General features: G+C 64.5%; 2 protein-coding genes. Both read left to right on the forward strand.

Annotated features, from left to right (window positions below):
• The coding region (locus CP49_RS25030; protein WP_057852838.1) for a phosphopantetheine-binding protein at positions 1–255 on the forward strand (255 nt) is incomplete at its 5' end.
• The coding region (locus tag CP49_RS25035; RefSeq protein WP_156438662.1) for a non-ribosomal peptide synthetase at positions 248–12,459 on the forward strand (12,212 nt) is incomplete at its 3' end. The genes CP49_RS25030 and CP49_RS25035, both read left to right, overlap by 8 nt.

Raw genomic sequence — 12,459 nt, forward strand, 5'->3', positions numbered from 1 at the left:
CTGCTGCGCCAACCCAAGGTCGGCGTTACAGACAACTTCTTCGAACTCGGCGGCGACTCTCTCACCGCGGTCCAGCTCGTCAGCCGTATCAAGCGCGATCTCGGCCATGATCTGCCGCTGAACCGCCTGTTCGAAATGACGACCGTCGAAACGATGGCGGCGGCGCTCGCCCCGGAGATTCAGGTCGACAAGCGCAGCGACGACATCGCCGCAATGCTCGACATGTTGAAGGAAGTCGAACTTTCCGATGAGTGATACCGCCACTACGCAGAAGCAGCAGCTTCGCGACATCTCGCGGCGATTGATGCGCCTTGATTCGAACAAGCAGCATGCGTTCCTGACGCAGCTCGCGGCGAAGGGCGTCAATCTCGCCATGCTGCCGATTGCGCGACAGGAGCGAACACGGGCGCCGCTGTCCTTTGCGCAGTCGCGCCTGTGGTTCTTGTGGCGCATGGATCCGGGCAGCGCCGCCTATAACATCTCGGCGACTGTACGGGTCCGAGGTAAACTTCAGCCGGATGCGCTGCAACAGGCCTTCGATGCGCTGGTCGCCCGTCACAGCGCTCTTCGCACGGTGTTTCGGCAAGAGGGCAAGGAAGCCGAGCAGATCGTGCTCGATCCGCAACCGGTCGAGCTGCGGCATGTAGCGCTTGATGGCGATGACCACGAACAGCGGGCGCGTTTGCTCGCGCGGCAGGAAGCATCGCTACCGTTCGATCTCGAAGCCGGCCCGCTGATGCGCGCCATATTGCTGATGCTGGAAGAGGACGACCATTTTCTTGTCGTGAGCCTGCATCACATCGTGGCCGACGGCTGGTCGATGAGGGTGCTGGTCGACGAGTTCTGGCGCTTGTACGCGGCATTTGCTTGCGGCGAAGAGCCGGCGCTGCCGGAGCCTGACATCGAATATACCGACTATGCCTGTTGGCAGCGGCTCTGGATGAGCGCGGTCGATGGCGAGCGTCAGGTCAAGTACTGGACGGCGCGGCTCGAAGCTCCCGCCGTGCTGCAGCTTCCGATCGACCGGGCGCGACCGGCGGTTCCTGACCTTGCTGGATCAGCGCTTCGTTTGGCACTTGACCCGACGCTTGCCGATGACTTGCGCGCGCTGGCGCGCCGGCACCAGACGACGCTGTTCGTCGTCCTGCTGGCGAGCTTCAAGCTGCTGCTTTATCGCTACACCGGCCAGTCCGACATCTGCGTCGGCGTGCCCGTCGCCAATCGCCACCGCGACGAAACCTGCGGCGTGATCGGGTTGTTCGTCAACACCCAGGTGCTTCGCACAGATATCGACGGGCGCGCATCGATCGATGACTTCATCGCAGCCGTCCATTCGGCCACGATCGAAGCGCAGGAGAACCAGGACCTTCCGTTCGAGCGGTTGCTCGAGATCCTGCAGCCCAAGCGCAGCCTGAGCCAGAACCCGCTGTTTCAAGTTCTCTACAACCACCAGCGCAGGGTGTCTGGCAATCCGCCCGACCGGACCGGCCTGCAGATCGAAAAGATCGAAACTGAGGTCGACACCGTCAAGTTCGACCTGGCGCTCGACAGCGAAGAGAAACCGTCAGGCGATATCCGAGCGATCTTCACCTACGCGACCGCGTTGTTCGAGGCGGCGACGATCGAACGCCTTGCGTCGCATTGGGTCACGGTCCTGAATACGATGGTTGAAGGCCGCGCGCAATCGATCGCCGGCATGGCACTTCTTTCCGAGCAGGAACTGGCCACGGTACGCCAATGGAACGGCGTGGAGGCCGGCGCAACCGCTCCGTTCACGCCGGTGTATCAGACGGTCGCTCGGCTGGCCGTGGAAACCCCTGATGCCCCGGCGCTCATCTTCGGCGAGGATGTGATCCCTTATGCCGAGCTTGATCGCCGTGCTAATCGGCTCGCGCATAGACTGATTCGTCTTGGTGTCAGGCGTTCAGACCTCGTTGGCATCTCTGCAAGGCGCTCGCCGTCGCTTGTCGTGGCGCTGTTGGCCATATTGAAGACGGGCGCAGCCTATTTGCCGCTCGATCCCCAGCACCCAGCGAAGCGACAGGTCGGCACTATGCATGACGCCGGCGTGCGTTTCGTGCTGGTTGATGAAGGCTCGGCACTGACTCCGCCACCGTTCGGGATCGAAGCTGTCCCGCTCGGCGCGATCGATTCCGATCAGGAGCCGGAGAACGATGCGCGAATCGCGGTCGGGCCGACAAGCCTTGCCTATGTGATCTACACGTCGGGCTCCACCGGCATCCCGAAGGGTGTCGCAGTCGAGCACGGGCCATTCGCGATGCATTGCGAGGTGACCGCCGGGCTCTACGATATGGACCGGCACTCCCGCGAACTGCACTTCCTGTCGTTTACCTTCGACGGAGCCCATGAGCGACTCTGGACGGCGCTGACCTGCGGCGCCGCGCTCGTGATGCGCGACGAGAATCTGTGGTCGGCAGAACAGACGCTCGGCATTCTGCGCCGGCAGCGCGTTACCAACGCCGGCTTCCCGCCTGCCTATCTGCAGCAGCTCGCCGAATTTGCGGTGTGGCGCGGCGATCCGCCGCCGGTCGGGCTTTATTCGTTCGGCGGCGAGGCCATGCCCAAGGCAGGCTTCGACAAGGTCAAGCGCGCGCTCAAGCCGCGGACATTGATCAACGGCTATGGGCCGACCGAAACGGTGGTGACGCCGCTGGTCTGGAAGGTCGACGCCAGTGAAGAGATCGATGGCAATTATGCGCCGATCGGTCGTCCCGTGGGACGCCGCTCGGCCTTTATTCTCGACAGCGACCTGAACATCGTCCCGGTCGGGGTAACAGGCGAATTGTTTATCGGCGGCGAAGGCCTGGCGCGCGGCTATTGGCAGCGCGCTGCACTAACGGCCGAGCGATTCCTTCCTGATCCCTTCGGTGCGCCCGGCGCGCGGCTATACCGCACCGGCGATCTGGCGCGATGGCGTGCGGATGGCGTGATCGAGTATGTCGGCCGCTCCGATCATCAGGTCAAAATCCGCGGCTTCCGGATCGAGCTTGGTGAGATCGAGGCGTGGCTGATGCGCCAGCCCGGCGTGCGCTCGGCGGTCGTGGTTGCCCGTGAGGCCGGCGTCACCCGCCAACTGGTCGGCTATGTCGCCGGCGAGGGCGCGTTCGATGAAGCGGCGATGCGTGCCGCTCTTTCGGACGAACTGCCCGACTATATGGTGCCGGCCCGGATCGTGAAACTAGAGCGGCTGCCGCTCACCGCGCACGGCAAGGTGGATCGCGAAGCCCTGCCGGCGCCCGATATGCAAGCCGCAACGGCAGCACATGTCGCGCCACGCACCGCGACCGAGACGGCGCTTGCTGCGATCTGGGCCGATCTCCTTGGCCAGCCCGTCATTGGAGTTGACGACAACTTCTTCGAACTCGGCGGCGATTCGATCATCTCGCTGCAACTGGTCGGCCGCGCCCGTCAGGCGGGCCTGCTGATCGAACCGCGCGACGTTTTCCGGCACCAGACATTGCAGGAACTGGCGCGGGCCGCGCGCATCGAACGGACCGTGGAAGACGCCGCGCCTGGGAGAGATCTTGAAGGAAGTGAGCATCCGCTGTTGCCGATCCAGGCGCGGTTCTTCAGCGAGGATGCCGGTGAGCGCCACCACTGGAACCAGGCCGTCGTGCTGATGCCGAAGGCGCGGCTGGATTGGGGGATCGTGAAACGCGCGGTCGCCGCCGTCGTCGCGCATCACGATGCCTTGCATCTTCGTTTTGAGGCGATCGATGGTGGCTGGCGGGCGACCTATGGCGCCGCGCCTGCAGCTTCGGACATGATGTGGATTCGAAGCGGCATTCGCGATGCAGCCGAGGTGACGGCAGTCGCTTCTGCAGCCCAGGCGAGCCTATCACTGGCAGGATCGTTGTTGCGCGTAGTCGGCATGGATCTCGCCGACGGCAGCCAACGGCTCCTCGTAGTCGTGCACCATCTCGTTATCGACGGCGTGTCGTGGCGCGTGCTGCTCGAAGATTTTGCGACAGCTTACGGACAGATTCAGCAAGGTGCGGCGTCAGTCGCGCTGGCGAGGAGCCAGTCCTACGCATCGTGGGCCGCGCGGTTGCAGGCGTATGGCGGCAGCGAGGAACTGTCTGCCGAGTTGCCCTATTGGCTCGAACGGGGATCGCGCGCCGATCTGCCGTGCGACGACGATCATGGCGGTATCGACCGGGTTGCCGAGGGCGAGGAAATCCTGCTCGCATTCGATGCAAGGCTGACCACGCGGCTGCTGAAGGAAGCGCCGTCGGCCTACCGGACTCAAGTCAATGATCTGCTGCTGGCGGCATTGGCGCGGGCGGTATCACGCTGGAGCGGAACTGAGGATGTTGTCGTCGAACTCGAGGGGCACGGTCGCGAGGATATCTTCTCTGGCGTAGATATTTCCCGCACGGTGGGCTGGTTCACCACTGCTTTCCCCGTGCGCTTACCGGGCGGCTCCGGCGATAACGGTTCGCTGATCAAATCCGTCAAGGAGGAGCTTCGAGCGATCCCCGCCCGCGGGTTGGGTTACGGCGTATTGCGCTATCTCGGCAGCGAGGCGCAGCGCAGCGCGCTGGCCGCGCTCTCCGAGCCGCGTATCGTTTTCAACTATCTCGGCCAGTTCGATTCCAGCGTAGGTGAGGGCACACCGTTCAAGGTCGCCCCCGAGAGTGCCGGGCCGGCGCGTAGCGACAGCGCGCCGCTTGGCCGTTGGCTGAGCATCAACGGTCAGGTGCGGGAAGGCCAATTGCGGCTGTCGCTCAGCTATGGCCGCAGGCGCTACCGGCGGGAGACGATCGAACGCCTCGCAGAGCATTATGCGGCGGCTCTGAGAGAGCTCGTTGATCATTGCACGGGTGGCGCCCGCGGCATGACGCCTTCGGATTTCGCACTATCGGGATTGAGCCAGGCCGATCTCGACCTCTTGGCCGCAACGATCGATTGCCGCGAGATCGAAGACATTTATCCGCTGTCGCCGATGCAGCAGGGCATGCTGTTCCATGCGCTGCGCGATGGAGAAAGCGGCAATTATGTCAACCAGGTCGGCCTCGACGTGCGCGGTCTCAATTCCGGCAGGTTGCGTGCGGCCTGGCACGAGGTAAGCTTGCGCCACTCGGTTCTGCGAACGGGCTTTGCCTGGCGCGAACTGTCGGGCGCGGCGCAGCAAGTCGTGTATCGCCATGTGACGCTGCCATTCGTGGAGGAAGACTGGCGCGAGCAGGCCGCAGCCATGGACCGCGGCGAACTCGAGGCGGCGCTGACGCGCGCGTCACAGGCCGAGCGTGCCAGGGGATTCGACCTGTCGCAGGCGCCGTTGCAACGTGTGCGGCTGATCCGGCTTGATGAAAGCCGTCACTGGCTGATCTGGACGCATCATCATATCCTGCTGGATGGCTGGAGTTCGGCGCGTCTGGTGGCCGAGATACTGCAGCATGAACGCGGCAACCGGTTGCCTGCCGTACAGGGCCGCTACCGCGACTACATCGGTTGGCTGCAAAGACAGGACCGCGATGCGTCGGCAGCTTTCTGGCGTTCGGCATTGGTGGAGCTGGAAGAGCCGGGCTTTCTCGCGGATACCCTGGGAGAACCTGCAGCGACCGGTGTATCCGGCCATGGTTCGTTCGACCTGCTTCTCAATGCCGATCTGACTGCGAAACTGCAGGCGTTTGCCAAGCGTGAGCGCGTCACGCTGAACACGCTGTTGCAGGGCGCGTGGGCGCAACTGTTGCGTCGTCATACCGGCCAGCGTGTCGTCTGCTTTGGGGCAACAGTGTCAGGCAGGCCCGCGGACATCAGCGGGTCCGAGGACATGGTTGGCCTGTTCATCAACACCCTCCCGGTCGTGGATCACGCAAGCCCGCAAATCGATGTGGGTGCGTGGCTTCGCGACCTGCAGGAACGCAATATCGATTTGCGCGATCACGGCTGGATGCCGCTTTACGAAATCCAGCGTCTCGCCGGCCGATCCGGCCGGCCGCTGTTCGACAACATTCTGGTGTTCGAGAACTACCCGATCGATCAGGCGTTGCGCGGTGAGAACGAAAGCGGCCGCTTTGGAAGGGTCGAGCAGGTCTCGATCACCAACTATGCGCTGACGGTGGCGGTATTCGCCAAGACCGACGGCATCAATCTCGGCTTCCGGTATGACCGCGGCCGGTTCGATGAGGACCAGATAAAGTATTTGCAGGCCTGCCTGTCGCGGCTGCTTGTTGCGATCGTCGCGGATGCTTCCAGACCGCTTGGTGAACTCAGCGGCCTCGATGCCGATGAGACGCGGAAGGTGCTCGGCTGGAGCGGCGGCTTCGCCAGGGCTCCGCATTTCGGCAACAGCATCGTCGCCCGGATCGAGGCGCGTGCTGCGGCTTCGCCGTCCGCGATTGCGTTGGTGTTCGGCGACCAGCAGATTAGCTACGGCGACCTGAACGCACGCGCCAATCGTCTGGCGCGAAAGTTACAGGGGGACGGCATCGGGCGCGACCGGCTGGTCGGCCTCGCGCTGGAGCGCAGCGTTGGGCTGATTGTCGGTGTTCTCGCCGTGCTGAAGGCAGGTGGGGCCTATCTGCCGCTCGATCCGGATTATCCGGCGGACCGCCTTCTGCATATGCTGCGCGACAGCGGAGCAACTCTTGTGTTGACGCAGAGCCGGCTGCTGGAACGCCTCGCGCCTGTGATTGCGGGAGCGGCCGTCGAGGCCTGGACCGTCGAAGGAGAGGGTGAGGCTCGAACAGAGGAGGCGGCCTGCAATCTTGGCGTGGCGCTGCATCCGGACAGCCTGGCCTATGTGATGTACACGTCGGGATCGACGGGCATGCCCAAGGGCGTGGCCTGCTCGCATGGCGCCCTGGCCGCCCGGCTTGGCTGGATGCAGGCGGAGTATCGCCTCGATGCCGGCGAGACATTGCTGCAGAAGACGCCGTTCAGCTTCGACGTCTCGGTCTGGGAAATCCTGTGGCCGCTCGCAACCGGCGCGCGGCTTGCGATCGCGGCTCCCGGTGCACATCGCGAACCGCGGCTCCTGGTTGATGCCATCATCGCCCATGACGTGACAACGCTGCACTTCGTGCCGCAGATGCTCGAACACTTTGTTGCCGAGCCAGAAGCGGCGCGCTGCGTAACGCTCAAGCGCCTGTTTGCAGGCGGCGAAGCCTTGTCGGCGGAGTTGAAGGCGCGTGTGCTCGCAGCCTTCCCCAAAGTGCGTTTCGACAATCGCTATGGTCCGACCGAAGCGTTGATCAACGCTACGTTCTGGACCTGTCGCGACGATGGCGCGGCGCGGGTGCCGATCGGGCGGCCGATTCCGGGGACAGTAATTCGCATCCTCGATGCTGATCTGAACATGGTCCCGGCCGGCGTGACGGGTGAATTGTTCATAGGCGGAGACGGGCTGGCGCGCGGCTACTGGCGGCGCGAGAAACTGACAGCGGAACGGTTCATTCCCGATCCCTTCGGCGTTCCTGGCGAGCGGCTATATCGAACGGGAGACCTGGTGCGCTGGCGCGCCGATGGCGCGATCGAGTATGTCGGACGCTCCGATCATCAAATAAAAATTCGCGGATTCCGCATCGAACTCGGAGAGATCGAGGCGCGCCTGCTCGAGCAATCTGGCGTCCGCTCCGCGGTTGTGGTGGCGCGCGAGGTCGGAGCCGGCCGCCAGCTCATCGGTTACGTCAGTGGAGTCGACGAGCTCAAGGAGTCGGCCTTGCGGACGACGCTGTCGTCGGTTCTGCCTGACTACATGGTGCCGTCGCGGATCGTAGTGCTGGCGCGGCTGCCGCTGGCACCGAACGGCAAGGTCGATCGCCAGGCACTCCCGGCGCCTGACGCGGCGTACATCGACGCGGAGTATCAAGCGCCGCGCACGCCGGCCGAGATGGCGTTCGCGGCAATCTGGGCTGAACTGCTCGGCCGGTCTGCGGTCGGGCTCGCCGATAATTTCTTCGAACTCGGCGGCGATTCGATCATCTCGCTGCAGATGGTGAGCCGGGCCCGCCGCGCCGGTTATCTGATCGAACCGCGCGATGTGTTCCAGCATCAGACGCTCGAAGCGCTCGCGCTTGCCGCGCGCACCGAGCAGCGCAGCGAAGCGCTCGTCGATCAGGGACCGGTCTCCGGCGCACATTCGTTGTTGCCGATCCAGGTCCGGTTCTTGGCGGAGGACACAGCAAGGCGCGATCACTGGAATCAGGCGGTGCTGTTGCTGCCGAAGGACCGCCTCGATTGGCAGGTAATGAGGCGCGTGATCGCGGCCGTGGTCGATCATCACGATGCGCTGCGGCTTCGCTTCGAAAAAAGCGAAGGAGTTTGGCGCGCGGAGCACGGTGCTGCGCCGGCCGCCGCGGATTTGCTTTGGGTCCGAAGCGCAGCCGATGGAGCAGCGGTTACGGCGCTGGCATCGTCGGCGCAGGCAAGTCTCTCTATTTCTCAGGGGCCGTTGCTGCGTGCGGTGGGAATCGATGTCGCCGATGGCAGCCAGCGTTTCCTGATCGCGATTCATCATCTGGTGGTCGACGGCGTGTCATGGCGGGTTCTGCTGGAAGACATCGCCGCCGCATATGCGCAACTTGCGAAGGGCGACGCGACAGTTGCGCTTCCGCCGAAGAGCCATGCCTACGCATTGTGGGGTGAGCGGCTGCATGCCCATGCGACATCGCCCGGATTGGCGACCGAACTGAACTACTGGCTCGATCGCCGTGCGGATGCGGATATTCCCTGCGATGACGACCATGGCGGCACTGATCGTGTCGCCGATGCCGATGAAGTCCTGCTGACGTTCGAGCGGGAAATGACGCAGCGCCTGCTGACGGATGCTCCGTCCGCCTATCGCACGCAGATCAACGATCTTCTTCTCGCCGGCCTCGCGCGCGCTGTCTGGCGGTGGAGCGGACAGGACGATGTACTGGTCGAGCTGGAAGGCCACGGCCGGGAGGATCTGTTCGGCGATCTCGATATTTCGCGCACGGTCGGCTGGTTCACGACGGCGTTTCCCGTGCGGCTTGCCGGGGGATCGCGGGACGCTTCGTCATTGATCAAGACCGTGAAGGAGGAGCTTCGCGGCATTCCGGGCCGCGGGCTGGGTTATGGTGTTTTGCGATATCTCGGCTCTGAAGAGCAGCGCGCGGCGCTGTCGAGTGTTGCCGAGCCGAAGATTGCCTTCAATTATCTCGGCCAGATCGACGGTGGCGTTGACGAAGCGATGTTGTTCGCCATGGCGGCGGAAAGCGCGGGCCCCTCGCGTGACGCATCGAGCCCGTTGCGGCGCTGGCTAAGCGTGAACGGCACGGTGCGCGAGGGCCGGTTGCGGCTGTCATTCGGCTTCGGTCGCAAGCGCTATCGGCGCGAGACGATCCAGCGACTGGCGGCTTTGTACGAGGCGGCGCTGCGCGAGCTGGTCGATCACTGCACCAGCGGTGCTTGCGGCCTGACGCCATCGGATGTGGCACTGTCCGGCCTTGGCCAGGCTGATCTCGACCGGCTGGGGCCCGATTGGCGAGAGATTGAGGACATCTATCCTCTGTCACCGATGCAGCAGGGCATGCTGTTCCATGCGATGCACGACGGTGAAAGTGGACTTTACGTTAACCAGGTCGCCGCGGAAGTGCGCGGCCTCGATGCCGGAAAGCTCCGTGGCGCCTGGCAGACGGTCAGCGATCGCCATGCGGTGCTGAGGACCGGTTTTGTCTGGCGCGATCTCTCAGGTTCGCCGCAACAAATCGTCTATCGTCGTGCCGAAGTGCCGTTTGTCGAAGAGGACTGGCGTGCGCGGGTTGCGGCATGGAAGCAGCCCCAGTTGGAGGCCGCGCTGGCCGATGTTTCGCGGCGCGAGCGGGTCGAAGGATTTGACCTATCGAAGCCGCCCTTGCAGCGGGTGCGGCTGATCCGATTGGGTGAAGATCGCTATTGGTTGATCTGGACGCACCATCACATCCTTCTCGACGGATGGAGCTCGGCGCGGCTGATCGCCGAGGTGATGCAACATGACGGCGAGGGCCGCCTGCCGGCATTGCAGTACCGCTATCGCGACTATATCGCGTGGCTGCAGAGCCGGGACAGCAGCGCTTCGGCGGCGTTCTGGCGCAATGCGATGGCGAAGCTGGATGAACCGAGCTTCCTGGCAGGGGGGCTGGCCGAACACGCAGACGCGGAATCGTCCGGCCACGGCATGCTCGCGCTGGAGCTGGACGCTGCACTGACCGGACGGCTACAACAATTTGCGGCGCGCGAACGTGTCACGATGAACACGCTGGTGCAGGCCGCATGGGCGCAACTGCTGCGCCAGCATACCGGGCAAAGCACGGTTTGCTTCGGCGTCACCGTGTCGGGTAGGCCGCCGGAACTCTCCGGTGCCGAAGACATGGTGGGCCTGTTCATCAATACGTTGCCGGTCGTCGACGATGTCAGTCCGCAGCAGAAAGTCGGCGCATGGCTGCGTCACTTGCAGGATCGCAATCTGAGCCTGCGGGAATATGGCTGGACGCCGCTCTATGAAATCCAGCGCCTGGCGGGACGTCCCGGACGGCCGTTGTTCGACAGCATCCTGGTGTTCGAGAATTATCCAGTTGATCGGGCGTTGATGGGAAAAAATCGGCAGATACGTGCCGGTGAGACCAGGATCGTCGAGACCAGCAATTATCCGCTGTTCGCGAGCGTCGGCATCGATGAGCGACTGCGGCTGGTCTTCAACTATCAGCGCAAGCATTTTGACGAGGTGCAGATCGCGCGGTTGCAGCGCGCCTTTGTGCGGCTGATGGAAGCGTTGAGCGCCGATGCCGATCGGCCAGTCGGCATGATCGCGGCCAGCGATCCGGCCGATGATACGCTGCTCGCACGGGCGAACAGCACGCGACGAGATGAGTCGCGCCTTGGAATTGTCGAACAGTTCGAGGCGCAGGTCCGCCAATCACCTAACGCCGTGGCGCTGGTGTTTGGCGATGAGGAGCTGAGCTACGGCGCGTTGAACGGCCGGGCCAACCGGCTGGCGCGGCGGCTTCGCGATCGCGGCGTCGGAGCCGACGTGGTGGTGGGGCTGGCGCTCGACCGCGGCGTCGAGATGATGGTTGCGCTGCTGGCGGTGTTGAAGGCGGGCGGGGCGTATCTGCCGCTCGATCCAGATTACCCGCCGGAGCGGCTGGCACACATGCTGCGCGACAGCGGTTCGGCGCTGGTGCTGACGCAACGGACGCTGCTCGATCAGTTCTCTCCCGTGCTGGAGGAGACCGGCGCCGAGGCGTGGCTGCTCGACGAGCAGGAAGGCGGCGAGGGCGGCGATGCCGACAATCTCGGGATCGCAATCCATCCCGAGAGCCTGGCCTATGTGATCTACACCTCAGGCTCGACCGGCCTGCCCAAGGGCGTGATGGTCCGCCACGACGCGGTGACGAATTTCTTGGCGACGATGGCGGAACAGCCGGGCCTCACGTCGCAGGACCGCGTGCTCGGCCTGACCTCGCTGTCCTTTGACATCGCGGTGCTGGAGCTGTGGCTGCCGCTGACGATCGGCGCGCGCGTGGTGCTGGCGGATCGTGCGGCCGCGCATGATCCAGCGCGGCTCAAGGCGATGGTGGCCGCACAAGGCGTAACCGTGATCCAGGCCACGCCGTCGACCTGGCGGATGCTGCTCGATCATGACGGGTCATCGCTGCCGGCAAGCTGCCGCGTGCTGTGCGGCGGCGAGGCGCTGGCGCCGGACCTGGCCCGGCGGCTGGTGGCGCAGGCCGGCGAAGTTTGGAATCTGTACGGCCCGACCGAGACCACGGTGTGGTCGGCCCGCCATCGCCTTGATGCGCGGGATGACCGCCCGGTCCTGGGCGGCCCGATCGGCAACACCACGCTGCATATTCTGGACAACGATCTTAATTTGGCGCCTGTGGGCGTGGCCGGTGAGCTTTATATCGGCGGCGAGGGGTTGGCGCGCGGCTACTGGCGGCGCGGGGCGCTGACGGCGGAACGCTTCATCCCCGACCCGTTCGGCCCCTCGGGGGCGCGACTGTACCGCACCGGCGACGTGGCGCGATGGCGCGCCGACGGGGTGATCGAATATATCGGCCGCTCCGATCATCAGGTGAAGATCCGTGGTTTCCGCATCGAGCTCGGCGAGATCGAGGCGCGGCTATTGGAGCAGGATGCCGTGCGCTCCGCAGTGGTGGTGGCGCGCGAGGTTGGCGCTGCCCGCCAGCTCGTCGGCTATGTCAGCGGCGAGGCGTCACTCGATGGCGCGGCTCTCAAGACGGCGCTGTCGTCGGTGCTGCCGGACTACATGGTGCCGGCGCGGATCGTGGTGCTGGACCGGCTGCCGCTGACGCCGAACGGCAAGATCGACCGCAAGGCGCTGCCGGCGCCGGATCAGCTCGCAGCACTGGCCGAGCATGTCGCGCCGCGCACGCCGGTCGAGACGGCGCTCGCCGCGATCTGGGCCGATCTGCTGCGCCAACCCAAGGTCGGCGTTACAGACAACTTCTTCGAACTCGGCGGCGA

The sequence above is a fragment of the Bradyrhizobium valentinum genome (assembly GCF_001440405.1).
Taxonomy (GTDB): Bacteria; Pseudomonadota; Alphaproteobacteria; order Rhizobiales; family Xanthobacteraceae; genus Bradyrhizobium; species Bradyrhizobium valentinum.